At 75.2% G+C, this 13,591-nt stretch carries 12 protein-coding genes; 7 read left to right on the forward strand and 5 right to left on the reverse strand.

The window, feature by feature from the left end; translation table 11 throughout:
- Window positions 1-31: 31 nt before the first annotated feature.
- Window positions 32-685 carry a class I SAM-dependent methyltransferase gene (locus ACFXOZ_RS22020; protein ID WP_380592172.1) on the reverse strand — a complete coding sequence of 218 codons (654 nt, stop codon included), beginning with the start codon at window positions 683-685 and terminating at the stop codon, window positions 32-34.
- A gap of 386 nt (window positions 686-1,071) precedes the next feature.
- Between ACFXOZ_RS22020 and ACFXOZ_RS22025 the strand changes: the two genes are divergently transcribed.
- On the forward strand, window positions 1,072-2,370 hold the full coding sequence (locus ACFXOZ_RS22025; protein WP_380592174.1) for an Ig-like domain repeat protein: 1,299 nt from the start codon (window positions 1,072-1,074) through the stop codon (window positions 2,368-2,370).
- A gap of 197 nt (window positions 2,371-2,567) precedes the next feature.
- Here ACFXOZ_RS22025 and ACFXOZ_RS22030 read toward each other — a convergent pair whose 3' ends face one another.
- Window positions 2,568-3,605 (reverse strand): helix-turn-helix transcriptional regulator, encoded by a 1,038-nt coding sequence (locus ACFXOZ_RS22030; RefSeq protein WP_380592176.1) that lies wholly within the window; start codon window positions 3,603-3,605, stop codon window positions 2,568-2,570.
- A gap of 106 nt (window positions 3,606-3,711) precedes the next feature.
- Between ACFXOZ_RS22030 and ACFXOZ_RS22035 the strand changes: the two genes are divergently transcribed.
- Window positions 3,712-4,110 (forward strand): VOC family protein, encoded by a 399-nt coding sequence (locus ACFXOZ_RS22035; RefSeq protein ID WP_380592178.1) that lies wholly within the window; start codon window positions 3,712-3,714, stop codon window positions 4,108-4,110.
- Window positions 4,111-4,205: 95 nt separating this feature from the next.
- Complete coding sequence (locus ACFXOZ_RS22040; RefSeq protein WP_380531155.1) at window positions 4,206-4,541, forward strand: hypothetical protein; 336 nt, start codon at window positions 4,206-4,208, stop codon at window positions 4,539-4,541.
- A gap of 34 nt (window positions 4,542-4,575) precedes the next feature.
- On the opposite strand, the gene ACFXOZ_RS22045 is transcribed toward ACFXOZ_RS22040, so the two are convergent.
- Window positions 4,576-6,084, reverse strand: coding sequence for a tyrosinase family protein (locus ACFXOZ_RS22045; RefSeq protein WP_380592180.1), 1,509 nt, complete (start codon window positions 6,082-6,084; stop codon window positions 4,576-4,578).
- Between the two features lie 414 nt (window positions 6,085-6,498).
- On the opposite strand from ACFXOZ_RS22045, the gene ACFXOZ_RS22050 reads away from it, so the two are divergent.
- Complete coding sequence (locus ACFXOZ_RS22050; protein ID WP_380531150.1) at window positions 6,499-6,975, forward strand: MarR family transcriptional regulator; 477 nt, start codon at window positions 6,499-6,501, stop codon at window positions 6,973-6,975.
- Between the two features lie 69 nt (window positions 6,976-7,044).
- Here ACFXOZ_RS22050 and ACFXOZ_RS22055 read toward each other — a convergent pair whose 3' ends face one another.
- Entirely contained in the window at window positions 7,045-7,803 is a 759-nt protein-coding gene (locus ACFXOZ_RS22055; protein WP_380592181.1) for a polysaccharide deacetylase family protein, read from the reverse strand.
- Between the two features lie 7 nt (window positions 7,804-7,810).
- Complete coding sequence (locus ACFXOZ_RS22060; protein WP_380592183.1) at window positions 7,811-9,874, reverse strand: glycosyltransferase; 2,064 nt, start codon at window positions 9,872-9,874, stop codon at window positions 7,811-7,813.
- A gap of 363 nt (window positions 9,875-10,237) precedes the next feature.
- Here ACFXOZ_RS22060 and ACFXOZ_RS22065 point away from each other — a divergent pair, with 363 nt between their 5' ends.
- The 3 genes from ACFXOZ_RS22065 (at window position 10,238) to ACFXOZ_RS22075 (ending at window position 13,588) form a co-directional block, all read left to right on the forward strand.
- Complete coding sequence (locus ACFXOZ_RS22065) at window positions 10,238-11,092, forward strand: hypothetical protein (protein ID WP_380592185.1); 855 nt, start codon at window positions 10,238-10,240, stop codon at window positions 11,090-11,092.
- Window positions 11,093-11,356: 264 nt separating this feature from the next.
- Window positions 11,357-11,974, forward strand: coding sequence for a YcnI family protein (locus ACFXOZ_RS22070; protein WP_380592187.1), 618 nt, complete (start codon window positions 11,357-11,359; stop codon window positions 11,972-11,974).
- Window positions 11,975-12,193: 219 nt separating this feature from the next.
- Window positions 12,194-13,588, forward strand: coding sequence for a TolB family protein (locus ACFXOZ_RS22075; RefSeq protein WP_380592189.1), 1,395 nt, complete (start codon window positions 12,194-12,196; stop codon window positions 13,586-13,588).
- The last annotated feature ends 3 nt before the right edge of the window (window positions 13,589-13,591 follow it).

Consider the following 13,591-nt stretch of genomic DNA (forward strand, 5'->3'; position numbering starts at 1 on the left):
CGCCCGTCGACCCGGCTCATGGTTGTGATCCTCAAGCCCACGTGGTGTGGGAAGTCGGCCCCACCGACTTCCCACTCCTGCGCCTGAGCGGCGTCCTCGCCGTGCGCTGTGCGTCCGAGCTCGGCGTCGCTGGAGTTGTCACCCCTGGGCATCCGGTTCTCCGGTCTCGCTCGATACTGTCGCCGGGAAGCAGATCGGCGGGTTCGTCCCACGCGGCGTTGTCGGCTGCCCCGGCTTTCGGGCCAGGAGGTAGGCCTGCTGGCCCTGTCGGGGCCTCTCGCTCCGCGAAGACCACCGGCAAGAGCTCCGGAGGGGTGTGGACGGTCGAGTACCAGGCGAGGATGCCGCCGAGAGTGCCGTCCGGCAGGTCCAGGTCGGTCATCGACCCTTCGTCGAACTGCAGGTCCGGGCGCGTGCGACGGGCGACGGCAACGGTCTCCGGCGACAGGTCGATGCCGAACGCGGTCAGCCCGAAGGAGTGCAGGTGTGCCGTCACGTGGCCGGGCCCGCAGCCGAGGTCAGCGACGGGCCCGGCGTCGACGGCCCGGGTGAGTTCGGCGAATGTGCTGATCATCGCGCGGCCGTACAGGTCGCCCTCGAACGCGGGTGGCACGAGTTGGGCGTAGTCGACGGCAACGGTGTCGTAGGCCACCCGAGTGGCGTGTCGGTAGGTCGGCTCGGTCATGGCTGAGGACGGTAGTGCCTGCCGAGGGGCGTCGCGCTGGTGGGACCACCCGGGGCGCTGGCGCCGGTGTACGCGGCTCGGTGAGTTCGGGTGCCGGGTGCCGGGTGCCGCCCGGTGTGATGGTGTGCGGCACGCCGCCGTCGGAGCAATCGGGGCGCGAGGGCCGGCCGGTCGTCACGCTGGGCCGGGTGATCACGCTCCGGAGCAGGGATGCCACCGCTGCACGGGTCGCGTGATCCAGCACCCCGAAGCCCCACCTCCAGCCAGCACATCGGGAGACACCAGTGATCGGACACCACGCCCCAGGACATCCCGTCGTCGCAGGAGAGGCGGGCGTCCACGTTCGTGCGCGGTGGTGGCGGGCCGGGGTGGTGGCAGGGGTGTGCGTGGCGCTGGCCGGTACCGGGGTGATCCCCGCGACCGCTGCGGCGACGGGGTTCGCGCCGGGCACCACCCCGGTGCGGACCCGAGGGGCCGACCCGGTGGTCACCTTCGCCTTCACCGGCGGCTCGCAGAGCCTCACCATCCCGGCGCAGGCGGTGGTCACGATCACCGCCGACGGTGCGGGCGGCGGCGACAACACCGGTACCTCCTGTTCCGTCACGGGGACGGGCGGGACGGGGGCGCGGGTCGTCACCACCCTCCCGCAGACCACCGCCCCGACGACGGTCACCGTCAACGTCGGCGGCGCGGGCGGCAAGGGCTGCAACGGCACGGGGACGGGGGGTGCCGGCGGGTTCAACGGCGGAGCTCCGGGTGGGGGCATCCCGGTCACCGGCTTCCGGGCGGAAGGGCCGGGCGGGGGCGGTGCGTCCAGCGTCAGCGTGGGCTCCTTCCTGGTGGTCGCCGGGGGCGGCGGTGCCGCCGGGGGTACCGGGGGCAGCCTGAAGGGCGGCGACGGGGGCAACGGCGGGACGACACCCGACGCCACCGGCGGTACGGCGGGAAGCGCGACCGGCCCTGGAGCCGCGCCGGGGCAGGGCGGTGGCGGCGGCAGCACCAGCACGAACACGGGTGGTCCGGGCGGGGCGGCCGGCACCGTCGCGTTCTGCAACGCCACGACGGGTGCGCCGGGAAGCGGGTTCGTCGGTACCGCGATCGGCACCGGCGGCACCGGCGGGGCGATCGACGGCGGCTGTGCCGCCACTGCCACCGGTGCGGGGGGTGGCGGGGGCGGCGGGTACTTCGCCGGCGGGGGCGGCGGCAGCGCTGCCGTCAACAGGACCGGCACCCTGGCGAGCGGTGGCGGTGGTGGTGGCGGGAGCAGCTTCGCGACCCCGTCGGGGACCGGGACGTCCTACGCGGCCTCGACGATCGGGACGGCGAACCGGAACGGCCAGGTGATCATCAGTTACACCGTGGGCAAGCCGGTCACCACGACCATGACCGCGATTCCCCGGAGCACCCGGATCGGTTCGCCGGTCGTGCTCAGCGACACCGTCTGCCCCGGCGCGGGCTCCACGACCAGGCCCACCGGAACCGTCACGTTCACCGACACCACCACCGGGACGGCCCTCGGCACGGGACGCCTGTTCCTCTCCCTCGGCAGGTGCGCCGCCGGCGGGACGGTCACCGCCTTCCGCACCGCAGGCACCCACACCGTCACCGCCGTCTACAGCGGCGACTCGGTGTACCAGGACAACGCCGCCGACCCCGAGACCATCACCGTGACGGTGAGTCCCTGATCGGAACGCCGCCGCAGCACCGGAGGCAGACCCTGCCTCCACCGGTGGCGGGAGGAACTGGACTCCGCCACCTCCCCGTTCACCTGGTGGTGGGGCACCCTGGCCGATGAGCGGGCCGCCTGGCTGGAGACGAAGGAGTGGCCGGCGCAGCGGCGCCGACCGGCAGTTCGGCCTCACCGGCTGCCGGCCCGCGCGGCTCAGGCGTGGCCGGTGGTGTTGCCGGTGGCGTGGTCGGGGGCTTGGCCACGGGTGTAGGAGGCGAGGCGGTCGGCCAGGGCGGCGACGAGGGCGCGTAGTTCGTCGGGCCGCTCGATGGCGAACGGCCGGTCCAGTGAGGCGAGTACGGCGGGCAGCCAGTCGAGCCGCTCCGCCCGCAGCTCGACAGTCCGCCAGCGCTCGGCCGTCGCGTCGTCCTGGAGGGCGACGCCCTCAGCGGCGTCGTCCGCCAGGCGCGCGACGCTCGCCGGGAGCCCAGCGCGGATCTGCCCGACCGTCCCGTGGATCCGGACCGTCACCTCGTACCGGTAGTCGGCCGTGGCGAACGCCGACAGCACGCGGTCCGCCGGATCCGGGCCGTCGGGCACGTCGAAGGAGCCGGGCAGGGTGCGGGCGTCCGCGATCCGGTCGAGGCGGAAGGTCCGGTCCTCGTCGATCAGGGCGTCGCGGCCCGTGACGTACCACCGGCCCGCGTGGGCGACGATCCCGTACGCGTGCAGGGTGCGCTCGGTGCGGCGCCCGTCGCGGCCGGTGTGGTGGAGGGAGACCGGTCGGCGGTGGCGGACGGCGTCGGCGAGGGTGAGCAGGACCTCGGCGTCCGGGGTGTCGAACTCGCCGGGCCGGTCCGTGAAGGCGAGGGCGTCCAGGAGCGAGTCGAGCCGGCGGGCGAGGTGCTGGGGCAGTACCCGGCGGATCTTCGCCGCCGCCGTCTCGCCCGCCGTGCGCTCCGCTGTGCTCAGGCCCGCGCGGCGGCCGGCGAGCAGGCCGAGCAGGACGGCCAGCGCCTCGTCCTCGCCGAGCATCAGCGGGGGCAGCCGGTACCCGGGGGCGAGCCGGTACCCGCCGTAGCGGCCGCGCACCGACTCCACCGGGATGCCCAGCTCGCCCAGCTGGTCCACGTATCGCCGCACGGTGCGCCCCTGGACGCCGAGCCGGTCGGCGAGTTCGGCGACGGTCCGGGTGCCGCCGGACTGCAGCAGCTCCAGCAGGGTCAGTACACGGGCGGTGGGTCGGGGCATGGTCGAAGCCTAGGCGGAATAGGGGACCGGTTCTGTCCGGTATCCCGCCTAGCCTGCGACGTGCAGGTTCCCGAGTCCCGTTTCAGGTTCAGCCAAGGAGATCCCCATGGACTTCGTCTCGATCCGCGTCATCACCGCCGACGTCGCCCGCCTCGTCGCCTTCTACGAGCAGGTCACCGGGGTGCGGGCGGTGTGGGCCACCGAGGACTTCGCCGAACTGGGGATCGGCGGGGCCACCCTCGCGATCGCCGGCACCCGTACCGTCCCGCTGTTCGCCCCTGGCTCGGCCCGCCCGGCGGACAACCACAGCGTGATCACCGAGTTCCTGGTCGACGACGTGGACCGCGTCCACCGCAACCTGGCCGCCGTCCTCACCGAGGTGGTCGCCGGTCCCACCACGATGCCCTGGGGCAACCGGTCGCTGCTGTTCCGCGACCCCGACGGCAACCTGGTCAACTTCTTCACCCCCGTCACCCCGGCGGCGCGGCAGAAGTTCGCCCGCTGAGCCCGCTGAGCCCGCTGACCCCGCTGCCCGCCGAGCCCGCTGCCAGGGGAGGCCCGCCCCTGGCCCCCGCGAGTCCGGTTCGACAGAATGTTCCGGTGACGAACTGGACCCGGATCCTGACGATGACCCGCAGCAACTTCCGTGCGGCCGACCCGGTCGAGCGGTGGACCGCCCGGGCGGCCTGGGCGCTGCTGACGGCGACGGCCTGGCTGCTGGTGATGTTCACGACCGTCTTCGGGGCCGAGGTCGCCGGGGTCCCGATGGGCACCGTGAGGTGGCTGGCGATCGTGCTCACGGTGGCGGTCCCCGCCGTCTCCTGGGCCGCCGTCACCTCCGGCGGCCCAGGCGGCCCCGGCAGCCGCAGCGGGACGTCGGCGTTGACGGTCGCGCTGCTGGTGGCGGCCGTCCTGCTCGTCATCGCCTTCGTCTGAGCGGTCGGGGGAGAGCGACGGGAGGGGCCGCGGGTTACGCCTCGCCGGCCAGGAGGCGGGCGTTGACGGTGGGGTGGCCGGCCTGGGCGAGGGGGAAGGCGGTGCCGACCTTCTCGGAGTGCCCGGGGACGTCGATCCGGACGCTCAGGGTGCGGTCCAGGACCTGCTCCCTCGTCAGCCGGAAGTCGATGTTGACGGTGGCGTGCTTGGCGCACGTCTCGCACTGGCGCGGGTTGTTCGGCTGGAAGAAGAACCGCTTCGCGACCGGCTCGCCGTCGGCGAGCAGGCTGACGACGAACGAGCCCGGGATGTTCAGCCGGTTGATGCCCTTCACCCGCACCGAGACCGGGTCGGCGCTGCGGAAGGAGAAGGTGCGGGCGGCGTCGATGCTGCCGGAGAGGTTCTCCATGACGGTCTCCGCGGGGGCGGGGGGCAGGTCCAGCCGGTCGTACCCGATGTCGGTGGCGATGGTCTGGTCGGCGGTCGCGGTGAACGGCGGCAGCGGGTTGAAGCTCGGGTCGGTGAGCCAGCTGTCGTCCCCGCCGGCGAGGGTGGTGCGGAACCCGGCCAGGGTGGTCGCGGTGTTGAGGTGCTGCCAGCGCAGCCACAGCCGGTCGATGTTGCAGTGGAAGAACCAGAAGACCGGGTCGAAGGCGGAGACCTCCTGGACGCCCATCGTCGGCCCGACCGATCCGTGGCCGCTGTCGTGGGCCTGGATCGAGAACTTCTGGTAGCCGTTGATGTCGGACGCGCCCCAGAGGGACTGGGCCATCGACGTGGCGATGTCGTCGAGGACCCCTAAGCTCGTCACGTTCGCCGTGATCTCGGCGACCGGGTAGCGCTCGGTCGTGTACGGGAAGAGCCCGGTGACCGGCGGCGTCGCGGTGGCGCCGGGGTCGGCCGGCAGGACGTACTGGTCGAACGGCGGGTGCTGGAGGCGGTCCGGCAGCGGGGTGGAGATGTCCCAGTAGGGGAGCGTCACGTCCTGGCAGCCCGGGACGGAACGCAGCGCGTCCTCGAACTCGCGCAGGTAGACCCGGTGCCAGGGGTTGAAGCGGGGCTCGTGGTGCAGGCACCAGGCCTTGGGGAGCCCGTGCTGCCCGGCCAGGGTGAAGTAGCCGTCCGGTGCGGTGCTGGAGCGGGCCATGACGCCGTTGAACGCCGTTGTCAGGAGGGCGAATTCGGCGTCGGTGAGCGTGGTGACGTCCTTGCGCAGCCGGGCCGGGGCCGCCCCGCCGGGCGGCGTCGTGACCGGTGTCGAGGTGCCGAGCGGGAAGCCGTTGACGATCCAGTTCTTGAAGGTCTGCGAGCGGTTGGCGCTCCACTTGCCCGCCGCGTCCGGGGGCATGCCCGCGTTGGGCGGCGAGGTGTGGGCGAAGATCGTGAGGGCGTTCTGCTCCACCCCGTCGTAGGTGCCGAGGTCGATGCCCTTGGTGGCCATGTGGGCCACGTCCTCGGGGCGGAAGTAGGTGCGGATGTCCGCCAGGTACGTCGGCGCCGCGACGACCGGATCGGGGTCGTGGGTGGTCGGGGGTGTGGTCACGGGTCCTCCGGCGGGCTCGGGGCGGGTGCTCGGGTCGGCTGCCGGGCGCGGCGTCGGCGCCTTCGAACAGCGATCGCGAGTATGCGGGAGCCCGAAAGGTCTCTGTACGACCGACACGTGCCCGGGTGCGGAGATACGTCGACCGGCCGTCGGAGCGTGACCCGGTCCGGGTGCGCGGCGCGGGGCCGGTGACCTCGCGGTTCGACGACATCGATGTAGACCGGAGCCGCCGACCGTGGGTAGGGTGTGGCTGCTCCCGCCCGTCCGCGGCACCGCGTGCCCGTGGTCCTCGCGCCCTCCGCGCGTTCCGTACCGCTCACCGCCGGTACGACTCGGCCCGGCGCGGGCATGGGCGTCGGCACTCCGGGGCCCGGACCGGAGGTGGTGCAGCCTCTCCCAGCGATTGGATGGCACGTGTACGACGGGCGGAAGGGATCGTCGAGTCCCTTCGAGCAGACGGTCTACCTGCTGTCCGCGGCCGGCCGGGCGGCGGACGGCCTGCTGGCGGACCGCTGGCGGGCCCGGGGGATGGGTCAGACCCACCTGTCGGTGCTCGCGGCGCTGTCCCGGCAGGGCGCGCACGCCCGGCCCGACCTCGCCGCCCGGCTGCGCCTGCCGGAGGCGGAGGTCTCCGGGGCGCTCGACGAACTGCTGGCCGCCGCGCTGGTGCAGTCGATGGTCGTCCAGGTCAACGGCCGCCACGAGGTGGTGACCCTCACCGCTGCGGGCGAGGCCGCCCTGGAGGGGCTGCACGGCGACGCCGCCAGCGTCCAGGAGGACCTGCTGGCCCCGCTGACGAAGGGCCAGCGCACCGAACTGAACGCGCTGCTGCGGCGGGTGTGCGCCCGGGCGGCCCGCATCGCGGCCGGGCCGCAGTCCGTTTCGGGCTGACGCGCCGGGGCCGCCGACGCGCCGGGTTCCGTCGTCGGTTGACGCGCCGGGTTCCGTGGTCGGTCCGGTTCAGGCCGCGCCGCCTCGGGGCCCCGCCCCGACCCCGTGCTCGCGGAGCGGGCCGACCTGCCAGCCCCGGGTGGCGCAGTGGTCGAGCAGCCGGGGCAGGGCGCCGAGGGCGGAGCGCCAGGCCTCGGGGGCCGAGGTGCAGTCCGAGTCGTGCAGCAGGACGGTGCCGCCGCCGTAGAGGTCCGCGGTGACGGTGCGGTGGACGGTGTCCGGCGTGGCGCGGCCGGTCCAGTCCTCGCCCCAGCTCGTCCACAGCACCGGGGCCAGGCCGAGCCGGCGGGCCGCGAGGTGGGCGCCCGCGCTCATGACGCCGTACGGGGGCCGGAACCACTGCGGCGCGGTGCCGGTGAGGTCGGCGACGGTGTCGCGGGCCCGGCGCAGGTCCTCGTAGGTGGCGCGCGGCCCGCGCAGCAGCAGCGGGCGGTGCGCCCAGCCGTGCACGGCGATCTCGTGCCCGGCGTCGGCGATCTCCCGCACCAGCGCGGGCGCGCGGACGGCCATCGAGCCGAGCAGGAAGAAGGTGGCGTGCACCTGGCGCTCCTGGAGCAGGGCCAGGAAGGCGGGCGTGGAGGACGGGTCGGGGCCGTCGTCGAAGGTGAGAGCCACGTGGTCGGGGCGGCCGGTCCCAGCGAGCCGGGGCAGCAGCCGGTTGCGCAGCGGTCCGTAGGTGGAGAGCACGGGAGCCGCGTGGAGGGCGGTGACGGCGACGGCGGCGGTGGCAGCGGCGGCGCCGAGCAGCGGGAGCGCGCGGGGCTTCATGGGGGCCTCAGGAAAGGGAGTTCAGCGCGCCGAGGCGCGGCGGGCGGTGGGAGGTGAGCAGGCGGTTCATGGTCGTGGTGAGCCTCGCCGGATCGGCGCTGCCGCACTCGACCAGGACGATCTGGCCGGGTCTCAGCTGCGGGGTGACGGCGCTGCCGCAGGCGATCCGGAGGTCCGGGACGACCAGGTGCTCGCGGTGGTAGGCGGCCAGGCCGAGGTCGAGGGCGTCCACGTCCCGGCTGGAGAGGAAGAAGGAGCTGCCCGCGCCGGTGGCGGAGCGCAGGGCGTCGGCCCCGGCCTCGACGGAGTCGCGGCGGGTGACGATCCCGCTCTGGTAGGGCGGGCCGTAGCCGGCGTTGACCAGGGTGAGCCCGGCGGCCGCGAAGCGGCGGACCTCGGCCGGGTCGGCGGCGGCCTCGTCCGTGTCGACCGAGACGGCGGCCTGCACGGCCGACAGAGCGCGCAGGGTGGCGTCGTCGAGGTGCCCGCCGTGCGGCGGGTGCACCACGAGGAAGGCCCGGCCGGTGCGGCCGGCGTCGACGGCGTCGAACCCGCCGTAGGCGACGGCGAGTTGGGTGCCCGCGGTGGACAGCCAGGCGGTCGCGCTGAGCGCCGCGACCGCGAGGCCGACGCGACGGCCCGGGCGGCGGTCGGGGCTGCGGTCGGGGCGGCGTGGGGTGGGAGCGGAGGCGCGGGTGGGGATGGCTTCCCGGTCGGGGCGGCGGCGTTGCGCGGGGATCAGTGGTGGCGGTCCGGCGTGCACCGGGGGCGCGGCGTCGGCCGGTACGGCGGGGGAGGCGGCGGAGTCCGGTACGGCGGGGGCGGAGCCGGAGTCCGGTAGGGCGGGGGAGGGGGCGGAGCCCGGTACGCCGGGAGAGCCACCGGCGGCCCGTACGGCGCCGGAGGAACCGGCCGCGATGGCCGCGATGGCCTCCGCCGGCCCGGACGCGTCGCGGTGCAGCGCCAGCCCCGCCTCCCGGTACCGGCGCCCGGTGGGCCCGTCGACCATGGCGGTGAGCACGGCCGCGAGCTCCGCCGGGTCGCGGACCCAGGGGGCCAGGCCCGCCTGGTCGAGGGCGGCCGCGTTGGTCAGGCCGTGCCCGGGTATGCAGCGGTAGCTGACCACCGGCAGGCCGCAGGCGAACGCCTCCAGCGAGGTCAGGCCCCCGGCGTTCTGCACCAGCACGTCGCAGGCGTGCATCAGGCCGGGCATGTCCCGGACCCAGCCGAAGGCGTGCTCGACGCCGTCCGCCCGCAGCCGCTCCGCCAGGGCCCGGTTCTTCCCGCACACCACGACCGGCACCGCCGCCCCGGTGGCCCGCACCTCGGCGGCCACCCTCGCCACCTCGCCCACCCCCCAGGAGCCGGCCACCAGCAGGGCCAGCGGTGCGCCCGGAGGCAGCCCGAACCGGTCCCGGGCGGCCGTGCGCAGGGCCTCCGTGGTCGGGGTGAACCGGGAGTCGACCACCGGGCCCGCGACCGCGACCCGCTCGGCCCCGTGCGCACGCGCCTGTTCGGCGGGGACGGGATGGGCCGCCAGGTGGAGGTCGACGCCGGGCGCCACCCAGAGCGGGTGCACGGAGAAGTCGGTCAGGTAGACCGCGGCGGGCACCGCCAGCCGACCCCGGCTGCGCAGGTTGCCGAGCACCTGCCCGGCGATCGGGTAGGTGGCCACCACCGCGCGGGTGTCCGGCGGCAGCGCGCGCAGCAGCTTGCGGTGGGTGCTGCGCTGGATCAGCCGGATCAGGGCGCCCGGCCGGCCGGTGGACTCGGTGCTGGAGTAGATCCGCTGGTAGGCGGAGGGGGCGATGGTCAGCAGCCGCCGGTAGCACTCCGAGACCAGTGGTCCGAGCCCGGCGGGGACCAGGTCCAGGAAGTCCCAGCGGTCGACGGTGTGGCCCGACCCGGCCAGGCGCAGGGCGAGTTGGGCGGCGGCGCCGTCGTGCCCGGCGCCCACGCTCGCGGAGACGATGACGACGCGCCCGGCGGCGGTCGAGGCGGCTGGCGCGGACGGGCGGGACGCGTCGGCGTGGTGCGCCGATGCCTCGTGGAGGTGCGGGAGTTGCGACACGATCGGCCGATCCTCTGGCGGTGACGGGGCAGGGGCGGGTGGCTTCCGGTGCCCGTCCGGGCACGATCCGGTGCCCGGACGCGGCCGGGGCGCGGGGGAAGCCGCCTGGTGCGACGAGCGGCGGCTGGGGCCGCGGCGAACCGCGGCACGGTCAGGATGACAGGGGCTTGCTGAAGATCCGCTTAAGCTCAACTACCGCTCCGGCGTGCCGCGATGAAGGCCTGCGGCCCGGTTTCCCGGACGGGTCGTACGGCTGTGGTAGCCGGGGCGGGGTGGGCCGAAACGCCGCCGGGCGCCGGATCGGGGACGAATCAGGGGAGACCCCGACGGGGCCCAGGGATCCCGTGCCATGATGGCGCCGCCATGACCGACCTCGACGCCGGGCCCGCGCCGCTGCCGGTGCGCGCCGCCGCCCTCGACCTTCGCGTGCTGCGGGCCCTGCCCTTCGCGACGGTCTGCCTCGTGCTGTCCGCCGCCGGGCACGTGCTGGCCTCGGGGGACCGGCTGTCGCCCGGCGTGCTGCTGCTCGGGTGGGTGCTGGTCGCGGCGTTCGCCGTGCTCGGTGCGCGGCGGGAGCGTTCGGCCCGGGCGATCGTCGGCGCTCTGCTGGGCGGCCAGGCGGGCCTGCACCTGTTGTTCCACGCGGCCGGGGCCGCTGCCGGGGCTGGTACCGGGGCCGGGCAGTCGGGGACGGCGCGGGGCGGCACCGGTGGGATGGCCGGAATGCCGGATATGAGTGGGATGCCGGACATGGCGGGCATGCCGGGGATGAGCGGTATGCCGGGGATGGCCGGGCGTCGGAGCGCTGCCATGACGCACGTCACGGCGAGCGCAGGCGCGGGCACCGCCCACCACACCGCCGTGGCGGCGAGCCACCTCGGCTTCTGGTGCCATGCGACGCTCGTCGGGCTGAGCCCCGCGATGCTCCTGGCGCACCTGGGCGCGACCCTCGCCGCCGGCTGGTGGCTGCGCCGGGGCGAGGCGGCGGTGTGGGCGCTGGTCCGGCTCGCGGCCCGCGCCGCCGAGGCCACCGGGCGGGCCTGCGCGGCTCAACTCCGAGGCGTACTGGCCCTGTTCACGGCCCTGCGGGACGGGCTGAACGCCCCCGGGCGCGCGCTGCGCCGGGCCTCGGGCGCCGACCGCTCGGGCCGGGCGTGCTCGGCCTTCCTACGGCACGTGGTGATCAGGCGCGGCCCGCCGGGGTGTGCGACGGCGTGACCGGAGCGGGGACGCTCCCGGGCCAGGCCGTCCTCCCGCCCCCGATCACCCACCGCACGCGACCTCCCGTACGGCGGCCGACGACGTCCCGGTTCGGACACCGGCCCGCCGCCCGCCCGTGCGCGGCCACGCGTGCCCTCCTCTGGAGAACGACCGCATCATGCGAGCTTCCCGCCTGACCCGCCCGACTCCCTTGACCCGCACCACCCGCCTGGCCGCCGCTGCCGCCCTGGCGGCCGCGACCGTCGGACCTTCGCCTTCCGGGTGCCGAACGAGGACGACACCAAGAGCACCGTCAAGGTGGAGATCGACTTCCCGACCGACCACCCCGTCCCGTCCGCCCTGGTCGCGCCGGTGCCCGGCTGGACCGACAAGATCACCACGACCAAGCTCACCACCCCGATCCACACCGACGACGGGGACGTCACCGACGTGGTCTCCCAGGTGATCTGGACCGGCGGCCAGATCAGCCCCGGCCACTACCAGGACTTCACCGTCGAGCTCGGCGCGCTGCCCGAGGGCACCGACCAGGTGGTCTTCAAGGCCCTCCAGACGTACAGCGACGGCAATGTGGTGCGCTGGATCGAGGAGCCCCAGGCCGGACAGCCGGAGCCGAAGAACCCGGCCCCCGTGCTGCACCTGACGGCTGCGGCCGCCGACGGGGACAGCGCGGGCGCCGCGACTCCGGCGCCGTCGGGCGGTGCGACGGCAGCGCCGACGGCGACGGCGACGGCTGCGGCTGCTGGGGCGAAGGCCGACGCCAGCGACTCGACCGCCCGCGGTCTCGGCATCGCCGGCATCGTGGTCGGCGTGCTCGGCGTGCTCGCTGCGGCGGCTGGCGTACTGCTCGGCCGCCGCGGCCGTACGGGCACCTCGGCGTGAGCCCCGGGCCGGTGCGGCGCTCTCCTGCCGCACCGGCCCGGCCCGGCCCCGGCGGCGTAGCGGAGCGGGAGGTTTCGGCCGGAAACCCCGGCGGTGGCGTGTTTCCGGACGACCTGGCCCACGGTCGTTGACCGGCCGTCCGCGCGGGCGGTTGGCTCGTCCCGAACCGGGCCGCGGGGGGTGTTCGGGCCCGGCACCGTCATCTGGGGAGGATGATCCATGACCACCGCCCGCACCCGTCGCCGGTCGGCCCGCGCCGCCGCCGTCCTGGTGGCCGCCCTCGCGGCCGGCGCCGCGATGCCCGCCGCCGAGGCCCGGCCGCCCAAGGGCGAGACCGCCCGGGTCAGCGAAGGCCCCAAGGGCGAACAGCTCGACGGCTACTCGACCGCCCTCGGCCTGAGCGACGACGGCCGCTACGCCCTGTTCTCCTCGACCGCCACCAACCTGCTGCCGCTACCCGGTACCCCGAACAACGTCGAGATCTACGTCCGGGACCTGCGCAACGGCCACGTCGAGCGGGTCAGCGTCGCCGACGACGGATCGAAGCTGAACGCCATGACCTTCCAGGCCTCGATCAGCGGTGACGGCCGGTACGTGGCGTTCAGCGCCAGTGCCACCAACGTGCTGCCCGGCGGTGCCAAGCACCGCAGCGACGTCTACGTCCGCGACCGCTGGACCGGCCGCACCGAGCTGGTCACCGCGGGCGGCCTGCCCACCACCGACGACCAGAGCCGCTACGACGCCGAGAGCCCGTCGATCAGCCGGGACGGGCGCTACGTCGCCTACGTGTCCAACCGCGGCGACCTCGCCAGCGGCGCGGCGGTCACCGGCCAGAACAACGTCTACGTCACCGACCGCCGGACCGGCACCAGCCGCCTGGTCACCGTCGGCGCGGACGGCACGGCCGCCGAGGCCAACTCCTTCGACCCGACGATCAGCGCCGACGGCTCCACCGTCTCCTTCGGCTCGCGGGCGGGCAACCTGCTCCCCGCCGCGACCCCGGACGCGACCGCGGCCGCCGCCCCGGCCGCCACCGCGGCCCCCGCTCTGGCCCGGCCGCACTACTACCCCTACTACGTCTGGAAGGCCGGCACCGGCCGGATCGCCGCCGGCAGCCTGGACGCGGCCGGGCACCTGGGCGACGCCGCCCACGACGCCCGGATCAGCCGGGACGGCCGCTACCTGCTCTACTCCCTCGCGTCCTACGGCCAGGGCAGCCCCGGCCACGGCGGCACCCGACTGGACGTGTACGCCCACGAACTGGCCACCGGCCGGACGACCCAGGTCGACACCGGGCTGTCGGGCAGCACACCGGACGGCGAATCCTCCGGCGGCGAGATGACCGCCGACGGCCGCTGGGTCTACTTCGACTCCGCCGCCGACAACCTCGTCCCCGGCGACACCAACGGCGCCGTCGACGTCTTCCGCCGCGACCTGCGGACCGGGACGACCGAGCGGGTCAGCCTCACCCGCGACGGCGCCCAGAGCACGGCCGCCTCCTCCGCCCCCCGGGTCGACGCCACCGGCGACACCGTGATCTTCAACGCCGACGACGGCAACCTCGTCCCGGGGGACACCAACCTCCTCCAGGACGTCTTCCTGCGCCGCCCGTGAGAC

This window comes from Kitasatospora sp. NPDC059160, assembly GCF_042755465.1.
GTDB lineage: Bacteria > Actinomycetota > Actinomycetes > Streptomycetales > Streptomycetaceae > Kitasatospora.

Bases quoted from the DNA above. Each gene is read 5' to 3' on its own strand.
- ACFXOZ_RS22020 (WP_380592172.1), bottom strand. From the start codon at position 685: ATGACCGAGCCGACCTACCGACACGCCACTCGGGTGGCCTACGACACC.
- ACFXOZ_RS22030 (WP_380592176.1), bottom strand. From the start codon at position 3,605: ATGCCCCGACCCACCGCCCGTGTACTGACCCTGCTGGAGCTGCTGCAG.
- ACFXOZ_RS22035 (WP_380592178.1), top strand. From the start codon at position 3,712: ATGGACTTCGTCTCGATCCGCGTCATCACCGCCGACGTCGCCCGCCTC.
- ACFXOZ_RS22055 (WP_380592181.1), bottom strand. From the start codon at position 7,803: ATGAAGCCCCGCGCGCTCCCGCTGCTCGGCGCCGCCGCTGCCACCGCC.
- ACFXOZ_RS22065 (WP_380592185.1), top strand. From the start codon at position 10,238: ATGACCGACCTCGACGCCGGGCCCGCGCCGCTGCCGGTGCGCGCCGCC.
- ACFXOZ_RS22075 (WP_380592189.1), top strand. From the start codon at position 12,194: ATGACCACCGCCCGCACCCGTCGCCGGTCGGCCCGCGCCGCCGCCGTC.